General features: G+C 62.3%; 17 protein-coding genes. 11 read left to right on the forward strand and 6 right to left on the reverse strand.

Annotated features, from left to right (window positions below):
• Nucleotides 1-27: 27 nt before the first annotated feature.
• Complete coding sequence (gene hemE / locus ABDW57_RS15125; RefSeq protein WP_343731002.1) at nt 28-1,101, forward strand: uroporphyrinogen decarboxylase; 1,074 nt, start codon at nt 28-30, stop codon at nt 1,099-1,101.
• A 308-nt stretch (nt 1,102-1,409) separates the two neighbouring features.
• Here hemE and ABDW57_RS15130 read toward each other — a convergent pair whose 3' ends face one another.
• Nucleotides 1,410-1,742 (reverse strand): hypothetical protein, encoded by a 333-nt coding sequence (locus tag ABDW57_RS15130; RefSeq protein WP_343731003.1) that lies wholly within the window; start codon nt 1,740-1,742, stop codon nt 1,410-1,412.
• A gap of 95 nt (nt 1,743-1,837) precedes the next feature.
• On the opposite strand from ABDW57_RS15130, the gene ABDW57_RS15135 reads away from it, so the two are divergent.
• Nucleotides 1,838-3,853, forward strand: a complete 2,016-nt coding sequence (locus ABDW57_RS15135) for a primosomal protein N' (protein ID WP_343731004.1) — start codon at nt 1,838-1,840, stop codon at nt 3,851-3,853.
• A 75-nt stretch (nt 3,854-3,928) separates the two neighbouring features.
• On the opposite strand, the gene ABDW57_RS15140 is transcribed toward ABDW57_RS15135, so the two are convergent.
• Nucleotides 3,929-4,816 (reverse strand): ArgP/LysG family DNA-binding transcriptional regulator, encoded by an 888-nt coding sequence (locus ABDW57_RS15140; RefSeq protein ID WP_343731005.1) that lies wholly within the window; start codon nt 4,814-4,816, stop codon nt 3,929-3,931.
• Between the two features lie 97 nt (nt 4,817-4,913).
• Between ABDW57_RS15140 and ABDW57_RS15145 the strand changes: the two genes are divergently transcribed.
• Together ABDW57_RS15145 and ABDW57_RS15150 are read left to right on the forward strand one after the other, a co-directional pair.
• On the forward strand, nt 4,914-6,374 hold the full coding sequence (locus ABDW57_RS15145) for a dihydrolipoyl dehydrogenase (RefSeq protein ID WP_343731006.1): 1,461 nt from the start codon (nt 4,914-4,916) through the stop codon (nt 6,372-6,374).
• A 68-nt stretch (nt 6,375-6,442) separates the two neighbouring features.
• Nucleotides 6,443-7,576, forward strand: a complete 1,134-nt coding sequence (locus ABDW57_RS15150; RefSeq protein WP_343731007.1) for an HD domain-containing phosphohydrolase — start codon at nt 6,443-6,445, stop codon at nt 7,574-7,576.
• Between the two features lie 6 nt (nt 7,577-7,582).
• Here the strand turns inward: ABDW57_RS15150 and ABDW57_RS15155 are convergent, their stop codons facing one another.
• A complete protein-coding gene (locus ABDW57_RS15155; protein ID WP_343731008.1) occupies nt 7,583-8,065 on the reverse strand; it encodes an SRPBCC family protein in 483 nt (160 codons plus the stop codon).
• A 118-nt stretch (nt 8,066-8,183) separates the two neighbouring features.
• Between ABDW57_RS15155 and ABDW57_RS15160 the strand changes: the two genes are divergently transcribed.
• Genes ABDW57_RS15160 through ABDW57_RS15170 form a run of 3 tightly spaced genes read left to right on the forward strand, consistent with a single transcriptional unit; the run spans nt 8,184 to nt 11,004 of the window.
• Nucleotides 8,184-10,247, forward strand: a complete 2,064-nt coding sequence (locus ABDW57_RS15160) for a UvrD-helicase domain-containing protein (protein WP_343731009.1) — start codon at nt 8,184-8,186, stop codon at nt 10,245-10,247.
• A 53-nt stretch (nt 10,248-10,300) separates the two neighbouring features.
• Nucleotides 10,301-10,756: a cache domain-containing protein gene (locus ABDW57_RS15165; protein WP_343731010.1), complete on the forward strand. Its 456-nt coding sequence runs from the start codon at nt 10,301-10,303 to the stop codon at nt 10,754-10,756.
• 38 nt (nt 10,757-10,794) lie between these two features.
• The gene (locus tag ABDW57_RS15170) at nt 10,795-11,004 is read left to right on the forward strand and encodes a SlyX family protein (protein ID WP_343731011.1); all 210 of its coding nucleotides are present in this window, start codon (nt 10,795-10,797) and stop codon (nt 11,002-11,004) included.
• On the opposite strand, the gene ABDW57_RS15175 is transcribed toward ABDW57_RS15170, so the two are convergent.
• Both ABDW57_RS15175 and ABDW57_RS15180 read right to left on the reverse strand, forming a co-directional pair.
• The gene (locus ABDW57_RS15175) at nt 11,005-11,472 is read right to left on the reverse strand and encodes a heme-degrading domain-containing protein (protein WP_343731012.1); all 468 of its coding nucleotides are present in this window, start codon (nt 11,470-11,472) and stop codon (nt 11,005-11,007) included.
• A 52-nt stretch (nt 11,473-11,524) separates the two neighbouring features.
• The gene (locus tag ABDW57_RS15180; protein WP_343731013.1) at nt 11,525-12,739 is read right to left on the reverse strand and encodes a TonB family protein; all 1,215 of its coding nucleotides are present in this window, start codon (nt 12,737-12,739) and stop codon (nt 11,525-11,527) included.
• A gap of 144 nt (nt 12,740-12,883) precedes the next feature.
• Between ABDW57_RS15180 and ABDW57_RS15185 the strand changes: the two genes are divergently transcribed.
• Entirely contained in the window at nt 12,884-13,330 is a 447-nt protein-coding gene (locus ABDW57_RS15185; RefSeq protein ID WP_343731014.1) for an SRPBCC family protein, read from the forward strand.
• Between the two features lie 2 nt (nt 13,331-13,332).
• Here ABDW57_RS15185 and ABDW57_RS15190 read toward each other — a convergent pair whose 3' ends face one another.
• Nucleotides 13,333-13,608, reverse strand: a complete 276-nt coding sequence (locus tag ABDW57_RS15190; protein ID WP_343731015.1) for a hypothetical protein — start codon at nt 13,606-13,608, stop codon at nt 13,333-13,335.
• A gap of 112 nt (nt 13,609-13,720) precedes the next feature.
• On the opposite strand from ABDW57_RS15190, the gene ABDW57_RS15195 reads away from it, so the two are divergent.
• The 3 genes from ABDW57_RS15195 to ABDW57_RS15205 all read left to right on the forward strand — a co-directional run bounded on the left by ABDW57_RS15195 (nt 13,721) and on the right by ABDW57_RS15205 (nt 18,783).
• Nucleotides 13,721-14,287 carry a TMEM175 family protein gene (locus ABDW57_RS15195; protein WP_343731016.1) on the forward strand — a complete coding sequence of 189 codons (567 nt, stop codon included), beginning with the start codon at nt 13,721-13,723 and terminating at the stop codon, nt 14,285-14,287.
• Between the two features lie 222 nt (nt 14,288-14,509).
• On the forward strand, nt 14,510-16,633 hold the full coding sequence (locus tag ABDW57_RS15200; protein ID WP_343731017.1) for a M3 family metallopeptidase: 2,124 nt from the start codon (nt 14,510-14,512) through the stop codon (nt 16,631-16,633).
• Between the two features lie 26 nt (nt 16,634-16,659).
• Nucleotides 16,660-18,783, forward strand: a complete 2,124-nt coding sequence (locus ABDW57_RS15205) for a M3 family metallopeptidase (protein ID WP_343731018.1) — start codon at nt 16,660-16,662, stop codon at nt 18,781-18,783.
• Nucleotides 18,784-18,786 lie beyond the last annotated feature (3 nt).

Raw genomic sequence — 18,786 nt, forward strand, 5'->3', positions numbered from 1 at the left:
CTCTTTGAACGTCTTATATTGCCTTCCATGCCACAATTTGCTCCGCTCAAGAACGATACTTTCCTGCGCGCGTTGTTGCGCCAGCCTACCGATTACACCCCCGTGTGGCTGATGCGTCAGGCGGGGCGATATTTGCCTGAATACCGCGCTACCCGCGCCAAGGCCGGCTCTTTCATGGGCCTGGCCACCAATCCGGACTACGCTACCGAAGTTACCATTCAGCCGCTGGACCGCTTCCCGCTCGACGCCGCTATCCTGTTCTCGGACATCCTGACCGTGCCGGATGCCATGGGCCTGGGCCTGCATTTCGTCGAAGGCGAGGGCCCGAAATTCGCGCGTCCGCTGAAAACCGAGGCCGAGGTGCTGGCCCTGCGCGCGCCGGAACCCGGCTCGCTGGACTATGTGTTCAAGGCCGTGACCCAGATCCGCACCGAGCTGAACGGCCGCGTGCCGCTGATCGGCTTCTCCGGCAGCCCGTGGACGCTGGCCTGCTACATGGTCGAGGGCGAAGGCTCGCGCGAGTTCCACACCATCAAGAAGATGCTGTACAACCGCCCCGACCTGATGCACCGCATCCTGGACGTCAACGCCCAGTCCGTTGCCGATTATCTGAACGCCCAGATCGACGCCGGCGCCCAGGCGGTCATGATCTTCGATTCGTGGGGCGGCGCGCTGGCCGACGGCGCTTACCAGGCGTTCTCGCTGAAATACATGCAGCAAGTGGTCTCTCTCCTCAAGCGCGAGAAAGATGGCGTGAAGATCCCCGCCATCGTGTTCACCAAGGGCGGCGGCCACTGGATCGAGCAGATCGCCGATATCGGCGCCGACGCGCTGGGCCTGGACTGGACCGCCAATCTGGCCAAGTCGCGCCAGCTGGTGGGCCATAAAGTCGCCCTGCAAGGCAATCTGGACCCGGCCATCCTGTTTGCCAGCCCGGAACAGATCACCGCTGAAGTCCACAAGGTGCTGGACGCCTTTGGCAAGGGCGATGGCCATGTGTTCAACCTCGGCCACGGCATTTCGCAGTTCACCCCGCCAGAGAATGTGGCAGCCATGGTGGAAGCGGTCCACAGCTACAGCAAGGCGCTGCGCGCAGCGTAAGGAAATCCGCTTTGAAGGGGGCGCGTTCCGCTCAGGAACGTGCCCTTTTTCATTGGTGCGAACGGACTAGTCATGTCGACTTATGCACAATTTTTTTTGCTGCGGAAATAATAGGCAGCCACTTTTCGCCTGCCCGACAGCTTGTTGTAACTCGCTGATTTATAAAAGAAAAATCCGATGCTCAGCAGTGGCGATGCGGCCAGCCGTAAACCGGCCGGCTAAGCTTCATGTAGTTTATTTCTTCATTTTCCACAAAGTTATCCACAAAAACTGTGGATAAAAAATAAAATGACTTAGTAAACCGTGACTTAGCCATAATATTGCTGTTTTGCTTTAAATCCATGTTGCGTTGCACGATTTTTAGGCAAAAATAGCAGGCTTGCCAAGCTCGTTATCAAAGCACAAAGCTTGATCTGAGCTTCAGTATAAAATTTGGCGGCTTTGTGCTGTGCAATATGGTGGTTTTGTCCCCAAAAAGTGCTTGATTTCGACAAAAAATGCATCCTAAATACTTCACTTATGCACAGCCAGGGGCCAGCGACGGCGATTTTCGCTCTCCTAGGAAGCATTTTCCAAGTCACTGATTTTAAAGAGAAAAAATTTTGATTTTTTGCCCGGTTTACGAACATATCCACATGCATGTCGGTGCTTTCCGGGCATTAAGTTTTCATTGTCCACAAAGTTATCCACAGAAACTGTGGATACATACAGCATCGGGATTTTCGCAAGGTGCAGCATGAATAATCCACGCCCTTGTATCCTCCAAATTGCCATTGATACGCCGCTCAATGCGGTTTTCGATTACCGCTGGCAATGCGAGGAGGATCGGCGCCCGCAAATTGGCCAGCTGGCGTTGGTGTCTTTTGCGCGGCGCGAGGTGGTCGGGCTGATCGTCGGCGTGTCCGAGGACACCGAGGTGCCGCTGGATAAGTTGAAAGATGCGCTGGCGGTGCGCAGCCAGCTGTCGCCGCTGTCGGCCAAATGGCTGGCGCTGGCCGGCTTTGCCGCCGATTATTATCAGCGCCCGCTGGGCGAGGTGGCGTTGCCCGGCCTGCCCAGGAATCTGCGCGTGCTGACCACGGTGGCGCTCGACCGCGCCATCAGGAAACTGGCCAAGCTGGCGGTGCCGCACGACCCCACGCCGGCCAATACGCCGGTGCTGAACGCCCAGCAGCAGGCGGCCGCCGACGCCATCGGCGCAGCGCAAGGCTTCAAGCCTTCGCTGTTGTACGGCGTGACTGGCAGCGGCAAAACCGAGGTGTATCTGCAAGCCTGTGCTCAAGTGCTGGCGCGCGAGCCAGAGGGGCAGATCCTGATCCTGGTTCCGGAAATCAATCTGACGCCTCAGTTGGAAGGCAATATCCGCGCGCGTTTCCCCGGCGTGATGCTGGCCACCCTGCACAGCAGCCTGTCCGAGGGCGAGCGCATGCTGCACTGGCTGGCGGCGCATGAAGGCAAGGCGCGCATCGTGCTGGGCACGCGGCTGGCCATCCTGGCTTCGCTGCCGCACCTGAAGCTGATCGTCATCGACGAGGAGCACGATCCCTCGTACAAGCAGCAGGAAGGTTTGCGCTACTCGGCGCGCGATCTGGCCGTGTGGCGCGCCTGGCAGCTGCAGATTCCGATCGTGCTGGGTTCCGCCACGCCGTCGCTGGAAAGCTGGCATCACGCGCAATCGGGCCGCTATCGTCTGCTGCCGCTGCGCGAACGCGCGGTGCAGAACGCCGTGCTGCCGACCGTGAAGCTGATCGACATGGAGCGCGACAAGCCGCAGGATGGCCTGACGGCGCAACTGATCGCAGCCATCCGGCAGCGCATGGAACGCGGCGAGCAGTCGCTGTTGTTCCTCAACCGGCGCGGCTATGCGCCGGTGATTTGCTGCGAATCGTGCGGCTGGATCAGCGAGTGCACGCGCTGCACCTCGTTCATGGTGCTGCATCGTCCGGAGCACCGGCTGCGCTGCCACCACTGCAGCCTGGAGATGCGCATCCCGCGCCATTGCCCGACTTGCGGCAACGTCGATCTGCAGCCGCTGGGACGCGGCACGCAGCGCGTGGAAGAGGGCCTGCAGGCCATGTTCCCGGAAGCGCGCGTGCTGCGCATCGATGCTGATTCCACCCGCAAGAAGGGCAGCGCGCAGGAGGCTTTCGATACGGTGCACCGGGGCGAGGTGGATATCCTGATCGGCACGCAGATGGTCGCCAAGGGGCATGACTTCAAGAAGCTGACGCTGGTGGGCATCCTGAATCCTGATACGGCGCTGTTCTCGCAGGATTACCGCGCCAGCGAGCGCCTGTTTGCGCAGCTGATGCAGGTGGCGGGCCGCGCCGGCCGCGCCGGCATTCCAAGCGAGGTGCTGATTCAGACCCGCTATCCGCAGCATCCGCTGTACGGCGCGGTGGTGCACCACGATTACGATCACTTTGCCTCGGCCTTGCTGGAGGAGCGCGAGCAGGCCGCCTTGCCGCCCTATCTGTTCCAGGCCTTGCTGCGGGCCGAGGCGCGCGAGCTGGCGACGGCCATCGAGTTCCTCAACCTGGCCAAGGATTGCGTCGAGCATGCCGGCATTACCATCAACGATCCGATCCCGATGACCATGACGCGTGTGCATAACGTCGACCGCGCACAGTTGCTGGTCGAGTCGCCGTCACGCCCGGCGCTGCAAGCCTTCCTGAAAGAGTGGATGCAGGCGCTGCGCGAGATGAAGAGCCGCGTGAAGTGGTCGCTGGAGGTCGACCCGCTCGATATCTGACGTCGCACCGGCGAAAGCCGGTGTCCATGCTGAGCGTGCGTTCTATCGGCACCGGTCTGCGCCGGTGCGACATGCTTAAGGCAGCAGGTGGCGTTTGGCGGTCGCCACGATCTGCTCGCTCAGCGCGCGGGTGAATGGGGTGTCCAGATTCCATGCATGCCAGTTCAGCGCCACGTCGACGAAATGGCCGGGCGCCAGATCGACCAGCCGTTCGTCATTCAGCGCTGCCGCCACCTGCTGCCACGGCATCAAGCCATACGCCAGGCCGCCGAACACGCACTCGCTGGTGGCCGCCGACAGCGGCAAGGTGTGATGCGGATAGGCGCTGCGCAAATCCAGCACCTCATGCAGGAAGCCGGCCATCATGTCGCGGTCGCTGACCACGGCCGGCGCCAGACGCGCCGCCTCGATCAGGAAGCCATCGCCAAACCAGTGATTGGCAAAGGCCTTGGTTGCTACGCACACGTAGCGCATGCGGCCCAGCGGCGTCACCTGCGGACCGTTGGCCGGCGCCTCGGCCGCGCCAGCCGCCACGCAGCCGAACACGCTGCCTTCGCGCACCAGATGCAGGGCCAGCTCGGTGCCGGCCTGCTGCACGTTCAACTGGCAGCGCGGCGGCGACAGCAGCGGCTGCAAGCTGAGCGGGAACCATGTCGCCAGGCTGGCCGCATCCACCGCCACAGCAATCTCCGGCATGCTGACCTGGTTGCCCAGATCGATATCGAGCGCCGCTTCCATCAGCTTCACATTGCGGTGGTGCGACACCAGCCGCTGGCCCAGCCCGGTCGGCACGGCTGGCTGGCCGCGCACGATCAGCAGGCGGCCGGCCGCGTCTTCCAGCGCCTTGATGCGCTGCGAGACGGCAGACTGGCTGATGCCCAGCGCCAGAGCGGCCTTTTCAAAGCTGCCCTGACTGACCACCGCATCCAGCACTGCCAGCGCCCGGTAATCCAGAGTGTCCATAAGTTAAGCTTATAAATTTTGAAAACGATAAGTGATACTAATACCGTTTTGTTGCAAAGTAAAACGTAATTCTCAGTTCAGAGTAGACTTGTTCACCATGAAAACTCTACGCACCGAAGTCGCCGTCATCGGCGCAGGCACCGCCGGCATGACCGGCTATCGCGCCGCCAAGGCCGGCGGCAAGCAAACCCTGCTCATCGAGAGCAATGTCTATGGCACCACCTGCGCGCGCGTGGGCTGCATGCCGAGCAAGCTGCTGATTTCCGCGGCCGACGCGGCGCATATGCTGCAGGCGGCGGCCGGCTTTGGCGTGCACGCCGGCGCCGTGCGCATCGACGGCAAGGCGGTGATGGCGCGCGTGCGCAGCGAGCGCGACCGCTTTGTCGGCTTCGTGGTGGAAAGCGTGGACGGCTACCCGGCCGAGGACAAGCTGCACGGCCACGCCCGCTTCCTCAGCCCGACCCAATTGCAGATCGACGACCACACGCTGGTGGAGGCGGAGCGCTTCGTCATCGCCACCGGCTCCACCCCGATCGTGCCGGACGAGTGGCGCGCCGGCGGCGGCGCACGCGTGATCACCAGCGACGAGGTGTTTTACTGGGACCACCTGCCGCCATCGGTGGCGGTGGCCGGCACCGGCGTGATTGGCCTGGAACTGGGCCAGGCGCTGCACCGCCTCGGCGTGCGCGTGACCATCTTCGGCCGCGGCGGCAGCGTGGCGCAACTGAGCGATCCGGAAGTGCTGGACGTGGCGCGCAGCGCCATGCTGGATGAACTGGACGTGCGCTTCAAGACCCGCATCGTCAAGGTCGAGCCGCAAGGCGACGGCCTGGCCATCACCAGCGAAGACACCAACGGCGACCAGCATACCGAGCATTTCGCCTATCTGTTGTCGGCCATCGGCCGCCGGCCGAATGTGCACAAGCTGGGGCTGGAACATACCGGCCTGCAGCGCGACCACCACGGCATCCCTGTCTATGACAAGCAGACCATGCAATGCAAGGCAAACGATGGAAGCGGCAGCGCCATCTTCATCGCCGGCGACGCCAACGACGAACGGCCGCAGCTGCCGGAAGCGGCCGACCACGGCCGCATCGCCGGCGACAACGCGGCGCGCTATCCGGACGTCCAGCCCGGCCTGCGCCGCACGCCGCTGGCCATCACCTTTACCGAGCCGCAGATTGCCACCATGGGCAGCAGCTACAGCGAGCTGTGCGTCTCGCACGCCGGCCGCTTCGCGGTGGGCAAGGTGTCGTTCCACAACCAGGGCCGCAGCCGCGTGATGCTGCAAAACAAAGGCCTGCTGCGCGTGTATGCCGAATACCAGACCGGCCGTTTCCTCGGCGCCGAGATGATCGGCCCGCGCGCGGAAAACGTCGGCCACCTGCTGTCGTGGGCGGTGCAGGCCGGCCTGACTGTGGACGCCATGCTGGACATGCCGTTCTATCATCCGGTGGTGGAGGAAGGCGTGCGCACCGCGCTGCGCGATCTGGCGCACCACCTGCAGCACGAGCCGGCCCATGACTGCCCTTGCGTGGACTGTACGCCGGCGCCGTAATTGTTATTGTTAAATCAAAGATACAAAATAGTCACACATTTTCCTGCAAAAAGCCGTATGCTGCGGTCATGAATATTCGCAAAGTGACTGCGGCAGATTTGAAGCTGGGGATGCTGCTACCGTGGGATGTGTACGGGGAAAACGGTGCTTTGCTGGTCCGTAAGGGACACTTGATCGCCAGCGCCAACCAGATCGCGTATCTGGTGGAGCGCGGCGTGTTTGAAGACGGCGAGCCGGGGTCCATCCTGGCCGATCCGCCGTCTGTGCTGCGCAAGCTGAATGCCGCCTACCTGGAACTGCACACCCTGCTGGACGCGGCCTCGCGCGGCGCCGCGCCGCCCGATTTCCGCCGCCGGCTGGATGACATCGCCCTGCTGGTGCATGGCGCCATTGACCTGAACGCCGACATCGCCACCGCCAGCGTGCTGCACAACCAGCACCAGGCGCCCTACGCCGCGCGCCACAGCGTCAACACCGCGCTGATCGCGGTGCTGCTGGCGCGCGCCCGTCAGCGTTCGCGCAACGACGTCATGACCGTGACGCTGGCCGCCTTGACCATGAACACCGGCATGCTGGAGCAGCATCAGCGCTGGCATGACAGCCCCGACGCGCTGGATGCGGCCGATGACGCGCGCCGGCTGGCGCATCCGGAACGCAGCGTGCAATTGCTGCGCGCGGCCGGCGTCAACGATGAGGCCTGGCTGAATTGCGTGCTGCATCATCAGGAAAACGAAGATGGCAGCGGCTACCCGCACGGCAAGGTGGGAGCGCAGATTCCGCTGCTGTCCAAGCTGGTGGCGCTGGCCGACCGCTATTGCGCGCGCGTCTCCGAACGCGTCTACCGGCCGACCATGACGGCGCATGGCGCCTTGCGCGACATGCTGCTGGAAGCGCGCACCACGCTGGACACCAACCTGGTGTCGCTGGTGATCCGCGAGCTGGGCATCTACCCGATCGGCACCTATGTGCGCATGATTAACGGCGAGGTGGGCGTGGTGTCGCGGCGCGGCCTGCAATCGACCACGCCGCATGTGGAATCGGTGATCGGCCCGCGCGGTGCGCCGCTGGAGGTGTTCCTGCAGCGCGATACCCGCAACGAACTGCACGCCATCCGCGAGGTGCTGAGCAATGCCCAGGTGGCCGCGCTGGAGGCGCCGCGCCTGCGCATGTCGCAGGTGTGGGGGCGGGCGGCCGTGGGTTAAGGCCGCTTAATTGAGCAGCGCGTCCAGGCGGCCCTGCTGCGCCAGTTCGCGCAACATGCCGATGGTGTCGATGTCCGATTCCACGTAGGCCGAGCGGCGGAATTCGTCGTACATGGCGTTGGCCTCGTCGGTGGCGGCGTCGTGGCTGTCTTCGTACTGGAAGCGCACGAACAGCGTGTCCTCGGTCGGCGTCTCGATGGTCATGGTCAGGCTGGACTCGGCGATGTCCTGCTGCGCCGCCACGTGGTAGCGCACGCTGCGCATCGGTTGCAGTTCCACCGTGTCCTCCACCACCAGCTCGCCATAACGCAGGCGGCGGCGGAAGCCGCTGTCGGTGCGCTGGTCGATGGTGCTCTCGTCCAGGTGCGGCACGAACAGCTTGGGCGACTCGGCGCGCAGCACCAGACCGCGCCAGACTTGTTCCACGGACAGGGCGTCGATCAGCGGGTTGAGCGGGTCGTTAACTTCAATTAAGTGTTCAAATTTCATGATTGCAACCAATATAAGGTTAGGCCGGGGCCTGGATCACCGCATGGTAACGCAAATGTCACAAGCGCTTCATGCGGCAGCTCAGTAGCGGCCCCGGCGACTGATACAATATGGGGCTATGTCCACCAAAGTTCCAGTATTCGGCCTTAATTTGCCGCAGAGCCAGGCTGTCACCTACCTGGACGGCCCTTGCCTGGTGCTGGCAGGCGCCGGCTCGGGCAAGACGCGCGTGATCACGCAGAAAATTGCCCACCTGATCGAAGACCGCGGCTACGATCCGCGCACCATCGCCGCCCTCACCTTTACCAACAAGGCGGCGCTGGAGATGCAGGAACGGATCGCCAAGCTGCTCAAGCAGCCAAAACAGGCCAAGCAGCTGACCGTGTCCACCTTCCACTCGCTGGGCGTGAAGATCCTGCGCCAGGAATGCAACGAACTGGGCTTGAAAGACCGCTTTTCCATCATGGACAGCGACGACTGCGGCTCGCTGATCCAGGACATGGCGCTCACCACCGACAAGCAGGTGGTGCGCCGCATCCAGACCGACATTTCGCTGTGGAAGAACGGCCTGATCGATCCGGTGCAGGCCCTCAACCAGGCCAAGGACGAGGACGAGGCGCAGTCGGCGCGCGTGTACGCCAGTTATGTCGCCACCTTGTCGGCCTACCAGGCGGTGGACTTCGATGATTTGATCCGGCTGCCGGTGGAATTGTTCCGCAATCACGAGAATGTGCGCGACAAGTGGCAGCGCCGCCTGCGCTATCTGCTGATGGACGAATACCAGGACACCAATACCTGCCAGTACGAACTGGTCAAGCTGATGGTGACCGGCATCGGCAAGAAGCCGATGTTCACCGCCGTCGGCGACGACGACCAGGCCATCTACGCCTGGCGCGGCGCCTCGGTGGAAAACCTGAAAACCCTGCAGACCGATTTCCCCGACCTGGAAGTGATCAAGCTGGAGCAGAACTACCGCTCCACCACGCGCATCCTGCAGGCGGCCAACGCGGTGATCGGCAACAATCCCAAGCTGTTCGAGAAATCGCTGTGGTCGGAACACGGGTTGGGCGAGCCGATCCAGGTGACTTCCATGCCGACCGAAGATGCCGAGGCCGACCAGGTGGCCATGCTGATCTCGGTCGACCATTTCACCCGCAAGAACAAGTGGTCGGATTACGCGATTCTGTATCGCGGCAACCACCAGGCGCGTATCATCGAGCAGGCCTTGCGCAAGGAGCGCATTCCGTACACGATTTCCGGCGGCCAGTCCTTCTTCGACAAGGCCGAGATCAAGGACATCATCAGCTACCTGCGCCTGCTGGCCAATACCGACGACGATCCGGCCTTCATCCGCGCCGTGACCACGCCGCGCCGCGGCGTCGGCCAGTCGACGCTGGAGACGCTGGGCACGTTCTCGGCCCAGTGGAATTGCTCGCTGTTCGAGGCAGTGTTCAAGGGCGGCATCGAGGGCTTGCTGCAGGACCGCCAGCTCAATCCGCTGCGCGACTTCTGCAACTTCATCAACAACCTGGAGTCGCGCGCCAGCCGTCCCGGCCCCTCCGGCAGCGGCGACAACGCGGCGCAGGTGCTGGATGATCTGCTGGAAGCCATCAACTACGAAAACTATTTATACGATATGTTTGACGAGCGCGCGGCCCAGAGCAAGTGGCAGAACGTGCTGGAATTCGTCAACTGGCTGAAGGACCGCGGGCGCGGCGGCAAGGACCGCGACGGCGAGGAAAAGAATGTGCTGGAGCTGACCCAGATGGTGGCGCTGATGTCGATGCTGGAAGGGCAGGATGAAGACCCGGACGCGGTGCGCATGTCGACCCTGCACGCCTCCAAGGGGCTGGAATATCCGCACGTGTTCCTGGTCGGCTGCGAGGAAGGCATCCTGCCGCACAAGGGCGACGCCGATGCGCCGGCCGAATCGATCGCGGCGCGGGTGCAGGAGGAGCGCCGCCTGATGTACGTCGGCATCACGCGCGCGCAGCGCACCCTGCACATCACCTGGTGCAAGAAGCGCAAGCGCGCCGGCGAGCAGGTGCACTGCGACCCGTCGCGCTTCATCAAGGAGATGAAGCTGGACGAGGGGACGGCGCCGCCGATGGAATCCGAGGTGCTGACGCCCAAGGAGCGGCTGGCACGCATGAAGGAACTTTTAGCCACCCCGAAGTCCTAAGCTGTGCTAGCATCAAATCGGGCTGATCCGGCCCGATACCGATGGAGGTGATAATGCGTGTGCAATCTCTCGCTGCTTTCGTGCTGGCCTGTGTGCTGCTGCCGGCGGCGCAGGCGCAAGACGTGGTGACCAAGCCCGAAGCCGAGGCCATGGTCGGCAAGGCCCTCAAGTACCTGAAGGGCAACGGCAAGGACAAGCTGTACGCCGAGGTCAGCAAGAAAGACGGCCAGTTCACCGATCGCGATTTATACCTGGTGGTGTATGGTCTGGACGGCACGGTGCGTGCGCATGGCGCCAACGGCAAGATGATCGGCAAGAACCTGATGGAGATTAAAGACGTCGACGGCAAGTACTTCATCAAGGAGCGGGTTGAGCTGGCCAAGAAAAACAAGCCGTTCTGGCAAGACTACAAATTCACCAACCCGGTCAGCGGCAAGATCGAGCCCAAGACCATGTATTGCGTGCCCGAGGACGACATGGTGGTGTGCGGCGGGGTCTACCTCAAGTAAGGGCGGTACAATGCCTGCTTTCTGGCAGGAGTAAGACCGTGAGCAATACCGAAGACCGCTTCATCGACATTGAAATCAAGCTGGCGTACGCCGAGGACATGGTGGACTCGCTGAGCCAGCGCATCCACGAGCAGCAACAGCAGATCGGCAAGCTGGAGCAGATGTGCGCCTCGCTGCTGCAGCACATCCGCAATCTGGCGCAAAACAATGGCGGCCAGCTGCCGCACGAGCGGCCGCCGCATTACTGATCAGGCCAGTAGCGCGCGCAGGGCTTGCACCACCAGCGCGTGATCTTCCGCCTGGCGCAGGCCGGACACGGTGACAGTGCCGATGATGCCGGTGCCCTTGAGGGTGATCGGGAAGGCGCCGCCGTTGGCCGCATGGTCGCGCGGATCGAGATACCGGATGTCCTCGAACACCACGCCGCGATGCTTGTGGTCGATGCCGACGTAGAACGAGCAGCGGCCAAAGCGCGCCACCACATTGTTCTTGCGGCGGATCCAGTCGGCCTGGTCGGCCGAAGCGCCCTGCATGGCGTGGTGGAACAGCACCTTGCCATTGATGGTGACATTGATCGTGATGCTCTTGCCGCCGGCCTTGGCCAGTTCAATCAGCTTCAAGCCCAGCGTCAGCGCGGTGTCGCTGCTGAAAGCGGTAAATTGCAATTCCTGTTCCTGCTGGGTGAGTGTCTCCAGCAGTTCCGCATAGTTTTCCATTCGTGTTTCCCTGGTTGATGGTTCGCAGACCGCAGTGTAGCCGAGCTGTGAATTACCAGTCGCCGAGGCGCAAGGTTTCGGCTTCCGGCAGCATGTTGCTTAAACGCCCCGCCTTGTCCAGCCAGACGGCGGCTTCGGCCGGATCGGCTGGCACATGGACACCTTGCGCCAGCAGTTGCCCCAGCTGGCGCATGGCGCTAATATTGCTGGCCACGGCCGCGCGGCGCAGGTATTTCACGCCTTCGGCATCGTTTTGCGGGATACCGGCGCCGCTGAAATACAAATTGGCCAGCGCCGCCTCGGCCGACGGCAGGCGTTGATCGGCGGCCTTGCGGAACCACAGCGCCGCTTGCGCCGGATCGCGCTCCATGCCCAGGCCGCGCAGATAGAGCGTGCCGAGGCCGTAGCTGCAGGCCGCGTGGCCAGCTTCCGCGCCTTGGCGATACCAGATGGCAGCCTCGGCATAATCCTGCGCGACGCCGCGTCCCTGTTCGTAAAATTGCCCCAGCTTGTAAGCGGCGTCGTGGTTGCCCTGCCCGGCGGCCTTGCGATACCAGTCAGCCGCCTGCGCCAGGTCAGCCGCAGACGCCTTGGCCGTGTCATAGGTGTTCGCCATCCGCAGCTGGGAGTAAGCATGGCCGTGGCTGGCGGCACGCTGATACCAGGCCATGGCCTGCGCCGCATCCTTGTTGATGCCGGCCTGGCCATACAGGTAGTTGCCGGCCAGCTCGGCTTCAGCCTCCGCATTGCCGTTGGCGGCGGCGGTGCGCAGCAGTTTCGCGTAGTGTTCGGCATCGTGCTGGACCCCGATGCCATCGCGGTAAATGCGCGCCAGCTTGTACAGCGCTCCGGCGTCGCCGGCCAGTGCGGCCGTGCGGTAGGTTTCGGCATCGGCGACGGTGCGTTTGGCTATTTCCGGCGTATCGAGAACCCAGACATATTGCAGGCGGGTCCAGCTGCTGAAGCTCACCCCATTGAGGGTTTGCGGAATGAACTGGCAACGCTTGATGCCGTTGATGGCCGCTTCGTCGAGCAAGGGGAAACCGCTCGACTTCCGCACGACGGCATCGATGACCTTGCCGTCGTCACCGATCAGGAAACCGAGCGTGACGGTGCCGGTCTGCTCCTTGCGCAGCGCTTCTTTCGGCCATTCCGGCTTGTCGCAGGTTTTGAAATTGACGGTCGCTGCTGTCTTGACTGGCGCCTCGGCAGCGTAACTGGCATTCAGGGCGATCATCGTCAGCAGAATCGGGGCGAGCAGGCGCATGGGGAGGCAGGATGTTGTATTGAGGTGAACGATATTATTGCGAAAATGGTAATTTGTCTATCTTGTCCGCCGGTGTCGATTTGCGCTACCTTGGTTCGTCGTAGGATGGAGAGGGATGTCCTCTGACTTTCAGGAGAATCGATCATGACGACCAATACGATCCAGCTGCACCGCGTACTGAAATCCACCGCCGACCGCGTGTACCGCGCCTTCCTGCACCCCGACGCGCTGGCCAAATGGCTGCCGCCGCACGGTTTCTACGGCACGGTACATGAGATGGACGCCAGGGTGGGCGGCAAATACCGCATGTCTTTCACCAATTTCACCACCGGCGGCAGTCATTCCTTTGGCGGCGAGTACCTGGAGCTGGAACCGGGCCGCAAGCTGCGCTACAGCGCGCAATTCGACGACCCCAACCTGCCGGGCCAGATGCAAACCACCATCACCCTGCGTGAAGTGTTCTGCGGCGTCGAGATGCATGTGGTGCAGGAAGGCGTGCCCGCCGTCATCCCGGCGGAAGCCTGCTACCTTGGCTGGCAAGAGTCGCTGACCCTGCTGGCCCAGCTGGTGGAACCGGAAATCCGTGAGTAAAACTATTGGAACCAGCCGAGCATCCTGACGATGATGCCCAAGGTGCCGAGGGCGGTGGTGAGGCTGATGCTTAAGAGAATACGAAAATCCGTGGTGCGGATTTTCGTGAGTTGTTCGTGCACGCGAACCAGCTCGGCTTCCGTGCGGACGAAGCCGGCCGGCATGTCTTCGCGGAGCTCCGCTATGGCCTTGCCTTGATAACGAACCGCTGTCTCAAGGTGCGCTACGCGCTCGGCGATATGATGGTGTTCCTGCTGAGATTGATTATCGCCGTTCATGTCTGGCTCCTTGGCGTTCGCTTCTGCACTTTACCCTCACGCCGGCGCGGAGCATAGCTCGCACAATTGAGGCAGGTCAGTTAAGCTTGCGGAAATTTTATGAGGAGCAGGCATGGGCAAGGGCAGGTTGGAAGCGTTTAGCGATGGCGTCATCGCCATCATCATCACCATCATGGTGCTGGAGTTGAAGGTGCCGCATGGCGCGGAATTCGAGGCGCTGGCGCCGCTGTTTCCGGTGTTTCTCAGTTACGTGCTGAGCTTCATCTATGTCGGGATCTACTGGAACAACCATCACCACCTGATCCACGCGGTGACCAAGACCACCGGCGGCGTGCTGTGGGCCAATCTGCATTTGCTGTTCTGGCTGTCGCTGGTTCCGTTTGTCACCAGCTGGGTCGGCGAGCACCATTTCGCCGCCGTGCCGCTGGCTTGCTACGGCTTTGTGCTGTTCATGTCCAGCTTCGCCTACCTGCTCCTGGTGCGTTGCCTGGAGGCTAATAACGAGGCCGTGAAGGCCGCGCTTGGCACTGATCGCAAGGGCAAGGTGTCGATGTTGCTCTATCTCGTGGGCGTCGCGCTGTCGTTCTTCTACCCGCTGCTGGGCTTTGCGGTGTACGTGCTGGTGGCCGTGATCTGGTTCCTGCCGGACCGCCGTATCGAGTCGCGTTACAAGTCCTGAGCGCCGGTGCGTTTCCACGGTGAAATTGCCAGAGTCACTAGTATCCCACGCTCAAATACCAATTTCACCAAGCAATGTTTGGAAAACCACGGCGGTTTCCAATCAATTGCAGTGCAGCACGTTTTGCGGGTGACTCGCGCGTAATTCCCCTGCTATGATCGTCGGCTTCATGCTGCGCCTGTCCGCGCGCCAGCATTTTTCCAGCACCTGAGAAAGATACCTATGAACCGTCCTCACATGCTTGTCATTGCCGCCGCGCTGGGCGTGGCGTTCTCGCAAACCGTTCTGGCCGCACCGGCCGCCGAGCTGGCCGGCAACCCGCTGGCCACTGCCAGCAGCCTGCCGTTCCACTACCCGGCGTTCGACAAGATCAAGGACGAGCATTTCATCCCGGCCTTCAATGAAGGCATGCGCCAGCAGTTGAAGGAAATCGAGGCCATCGCCAACAACAAGGCCGCGCCGAGCTTCGACAACACCGTCGTGGCGATGGAAAAATCCGGCGCGCTGCTGACCCGCGTGCAGACTGTGTTCTACAACCTGCAAGGGGCCAACACCAACGACAAGCTGGACGCCATCGACAGCGAAATGTCGCCCAAGCTGGCCGCGCACAGCGACGCCATCTTCCTGAATCCAAAACTGTGGGCGCGTGTGAAGTCGCTGTACGAGAAACGCGAGTCGCTCAAGCTGGACGCGGAATCGAAGCACCTGCTCGAACGCTACCATACCGACTTCGTGCGCGCCGGCGCCCAGCTGTCGGCCGCCGACAAGGAAAAGCTGAAGGCCATCAACGGCGACATCGCCAAACTGCAAACCGCCTTCACCCAGAACGTGCTGAAGGAAACCAACGCCTCGGCGCTGGTGGTGGACAGCCGCGCCGAACTGGCCGGCATGAGCGACGCCGCCATCGACGCCGCCGCAGCGGCCGCCAAGGCCAAGGGCATGGACGGCAAATTCCTGGTGGCCGTGGTCAACACCAGCGGCCAGCCGCCGCTGGCTGAACTGACCAACCGCGCCACCCGCGAAAAGCTGATGGCGCTGTCGCTGGCGCGCGGCAGCCGTGGCGGTGAATTCGACAGCCGCGAGCTGGTGCTGAAGATCGCCAAGGCGCGCGCCGAGAAAGCCACCCTGCTGGGCTACGCCAACTTCGCCGCCTATTCGCTGGAAGACCAGACCGCGCACGACACCGCGTCGGTCAACAAGCTGCTGAGCGAACTGGCCAAGCCGGCCGTCAACAACGCCAGGAAGGAAGCGGCCGATCTGCAAGCCGTGGTCGACGCCGAAAAAGGCGGCTTCCAGATCGGCGCCGCCGACTGGGCCTACTACACCGACAAGGTGCGCGCGCAGCGCTTCGCCTTCGATGAGAACCAGCTCAAGCCTTACTTCGAGCTGGATAATGTGCTGATCAACGGCGTGTTCTACGCCGCCAACAAGCTGTACGGCCTGACCTTCAAGGAGCGCAAGGATCTGCCGGTGTACAACCCGGACGTGCGCGTGTTCGACGTGTTTGACGCCGACGGCAAGCAGCTGGCCATCTTCCTGGCCGATATGTACGCCCGCTCCAACAAGCAGGGCGGCGCCTGGATGAACGAGTACATCTCGCAGTCGTCGCTGCTGGGCACCCACTCGGTGGTGGCCAATCACCTCAACATTCCAAAGCCCCCTGCCGGCGAGCCGACCCTGCTGACCTACGATGAAGTGAAGACCGCCTTCCACGAGTTCGGCCACGCGCTGCACGGTATGTTCTCCAACGTGAAATACCCGCGCTTCTCCGGCACCAGCGTGCCGCGCGATTTCGTCGAGTATCCATCGCAAGTGAACGAGATGTGGGCCGTGTGGCCGGCGGTGCTGAGCAACTACGCCAAACACTACAAGACCGGCGCGCCGATGCCGAAGGAACTGCTGGACAAGGTGATCGCGTCGAAGAAATTCAACCAGGGCTTCATGACCACCGAATATCTGGCGGCCTCGCTGCTGGACCAGCGCTGGCACCAGCTGACCCCCGCGCAAATCCCGACCGACGTGCTGGGCTTTGAAGCGCAGTCGCTGAAAGACATGGGCGTGGACTTCGCGCCGGTGCCGCCGCGCTACCGCACCACCTACTTCTCGCACAGCTTCTCCGGCGGCTACTCGGCCGGCTATTACGCCTATCTGTGGTCGGAAAAACTGGACGCCGACACGGTCGAATGGTTCAAGGAAAACGGCGGCCTGCAGCGCAAGAACGGCGACTGGTTCCGCGCCAAGCTGCTGTCGCGCGGCGGCACCGACGATGCGATGAATTTGTTCCGCAATTTCCGTGGCCGCGATCCTGTGATCGAGCCGCTGCTGGATCGCCGTGGCCTGAAATAATATAAATAGTTTATAAGGATAATTGCATGAACCACACCAACATCATCATCGCGGCCAGCGTCGCAGCGGTTTTCAGCATCGCCCACGCCGAGCCAGCCTCGCTGCTGCCGGCGTCGAACCCGTTCGCCAAGCCAAGCACCCTGCCGTTTGGCTATCCGGCCTTCGACAAGATCAAGAACGAAGACTACGCGCCGGCGTTTGAAGAAGGCATGCGCCAGCAGGCCGCTGAAATCGAGGCCATCGCCAACAGCAAAAAGCCGGCCACCTTCGATAACACCATCGTCGCCATGGAAAAATCGGGCCAGCTGCTGTCGCGTGTTTCCAGCGTGTTCGGCAACCTGTCCGGCGCCAACACCAACGACACCTTCAAGGCGCTGGAGCGCGAGCTGTCGCCGAAACTGGCCGCGCACAACGACGCGATCCGCCTGAACGGCAAGCTGTATGCCCGCATCAAATCGCTGTACGACAAGCGCGACAAGCTGCATCTGGACGCCGAATCCAAGTACCTGCTGGAACGCTACCACACCGACTTCGTGCGCGCCGGCGCCCAGCTGTCGGATGCCGACAAGCAGAAGCTGAAAGCCATGAACGGTGAACTGGCCAAGCTGCAAACCACCTTCGCCCAGAACGTGCTGGAAGAAGCCAACGCCTCGGCGCTGGTGGTGGACACGCGTGAAGAACTGGCCGGCATGTCGGACAAGGCGATCGACGCCGCTGCCGCCGCCGCCAAGGCCAAGGGCCTGGAGGGCAAATTCCTGATCCCGGTGGTGAACACCACCGGCCAGGCCAATCTGGCGGTGCTGACCAACCGCGCCGTGCGCGAGAAGCTGATGGCGCTGTCGCTGGCGCGCGGCAGCCATGGCGGCAAGTTCGACAACACGCAAGTGGTGCTGTCGCTGGTCAAGCTGCGCGCAGAAAAAGCCGCCTTGATGGGCTATCCTAACTTTGCCGCCTACGCGCTGGCCGACCAGACCGCGCACGACACCGACGCCGTCAACAAGATCCTGGCCGAGCTGACCCGCCCTGCCGTGGCCAACGCCAAAAAAGAAGGCGCCGAGATCCAGAAGGTCATTGACAAGGAAAACGGCGGCTTCCAGCTGGCCGCGCAAGACTGGGCCTTCTACAGCGACAAGGTGAAGGCCGAGCGCTTCAACTTCGACGCCAACGAACTGCGGCCTTACTTTGAACTCAACAATGTGCTGACCAATGGCGTGTTCTTTGCCGCCAACAAGGTGTACGGCCTGTCGTTCAAGGAGCGCAAGGATCTGCCGGTGTACAACCCGGACGTGCGCGTGTTTGACGTGTTTGACGCCGATGGCAAGCAGCTGGCCATCTTCATAGCCGACTTCTATGCCCGCTCCAACAAGCGCGGCGGCGCCTGGATGAATGCCTATGTGTCGCAATCGTCGCTGATGGGCACCCGTCCGGTGGTGGCCAATCACCTCAACATTCCCAAGCCGAACGAGGGCGAGCCGACCCTGCTGACCTACGACGAACTGCGCACCATGTTCCACGAGTTCGGCCACGCGCTGCACGGCATGTTCTCGAACGTGAAATACCCGCGCTTCTCCGGCACCCGCGTGCCGCGCGACTACGTCGAATTCCCATCCCAGGTCAACGAGATGTGGTCGGTCTGGCCGGACGTGCTGGCCAATTACGCCAAGCACTACCAGACCGGCGCGCCGATGCCGAAAGAGCTGCTGGACAAGGTGATTGCGTCGAAGAAATTCAATGAAGGCTTCCGCACCACCGAATACCTGGCCGCTTCCATCCTGGACCAGAAGTGGCACCAGCTGGGCGTGTCGCAGATCCCAACCGACGTGCTGGGCTTTGAAGCGGCCGCGCTGAAGGAAGCCGGCATCGATTACGCGCCGGTGCCGCCGCGCTACCGCACCACCTACTTCTCGCACACCTTCGCCGGCGGCTACTCGGCCGGCTACTACGGCTATGTGTGGGCCGAGAAGCTGGACGCCGACGCGGTCGACTGGTTCATCGAGAACGGCGGCATGCTGCGCAAGAACGGCGACTACTTCCGCAAAATGCTGCTGTCGAAGGGCGGCACGCTGGACGCGATGCAGATGTACCGCAACTTCCGTGGCCGCGATGCCAAGATCCAACCGCTGCTGGAGCGTCGCGGCCTGACCGAGTAAGAT

Origin of the sequence: Duganella sp. (assembly GCF_039595735.1) — a bacterium.
Classification (GTDB): domain Bacteria; phylum Pseudomonadota; class Gammaproteobacteria; order Burkholderiales; family Burkholderiaceae_D; genus Rugamonas.

Excerpts from the sequence above, each read along its gene's own strand:
- ABDW57_RS15180 (WP_343731013.1), bottom strand. The coding sequence starts at position 12,739 with ATGCGCCTGCTCGCCCCGATTCTGCTGACGATGATCGCCCTGAATGCC.
- ABDW57_RS15205 (WP_343731018.1), top strand. The coding sequence starts at position 16,660 with ATGAACCACACCAACATCATCATCGCGGCCAGCGTCGCAGCGGTTTTC.
- ABDW57_RS15160 (WP_343731009.1), top strand. The coding sequence starts at position 8,184 with ATGTCCACCAAAGTTCCAGTATTCGGCCTTAATTTGCCGCAGAGCCAG.
- ABDW57_RS15140 (WP_343731005.1), bottom strand. The coding sequence starts at position 4,816 with ATGGACACTCTGGATTACCGGGCGCTGGCAGTGCTGGATGCGGTGGTC.
- ABDW57_RS15150 (WP_343731007.1), top strand. The coding sequence starts at position 6,443 with ATGAATATTCGCAAAGTGACTGCGGCAGATTTGAAGCTGGGGATGCTG.
- ABDW57_RS15185 (WP_343731014.1), top strand. The coding sequence starts at position 12,884 with ATGACGACCAATACGATCCAGCTGCACCGCGTACTGAAATCCACCGCC.
- ABDW57_RS15165 (WP_343731010.1), top strand. The coding sequence starts at position 10,301 with ATGCGTGTGCAATCTCTCGCTGCTTTCGTGCTGGCCTGTGTGCTGCTG.
- ABDW57_RS15200 (WP_343731017.1), top strand. The coding sequence starts at position 14,510 with ATGAACCGTCCTCACATGCTTGTCATTGCCGCCGCGCTGGGCGTGGCG.
- ABDW57_RS15145 (WP_343731006.1), top strand. The coding sequence starts at position 4,914 with ATGAAAACTCTACGCACCGAAGTCGCCGTCATCGGCGCAGGCACCGCC.
- hemE (WP_343731002.1), top strand. The coding sequence starts at position 28 with ATGCCACAATTTGCTCCGCTCAAGAACGATACTTTCCTGCGCGCGTTG.
- ABDW57_RS15190 (WP_343731015.1), bottom strand. The coding sequence starts at position 13,608 with ATGAACGGCGATAATCAATCTCAGCAGGAACACCATCATATCGCCGAG.
- ABDW57_RS15155 (WP_343731008.1), bottom strand. The coding sequence starts at position 8,065 with ATGAAATTTGAACACTTAATTGAAGTTAACGACCCGCTCAACCCGCTG.
- ABDW57_RS15130 (WP_343731003.1), bottom strand. The coding sequence starts at position 1,742 with ATGCATGTGGATATGTTCGTAAACCGGGCAAAAAATCAAAATTTTTTC.
- ABDW57_RS15195 (WP_343731016.1), top strand. The coding sequence starts at position 13,721 with ATGGGCAAGGGCAGGTTGGAAGCGTTTAGCGATGGCGTCATCGCCATC.
- ABDW57_RS15175 (WP_343731012.1), bottom strand. The coding sequence starts at position 11,472 with ATGGAAAACTATGCGGAACTGCTGGAGACACTCACCCAGCAGGAACAG.
- ABDW57_RS15135 (WP_343731004.1), top strand. The coding sequence starts at position 1,838 with ATGAATAATCCACGCCCTTGTATCCTCCAAATTGCCATTGATACGCCG.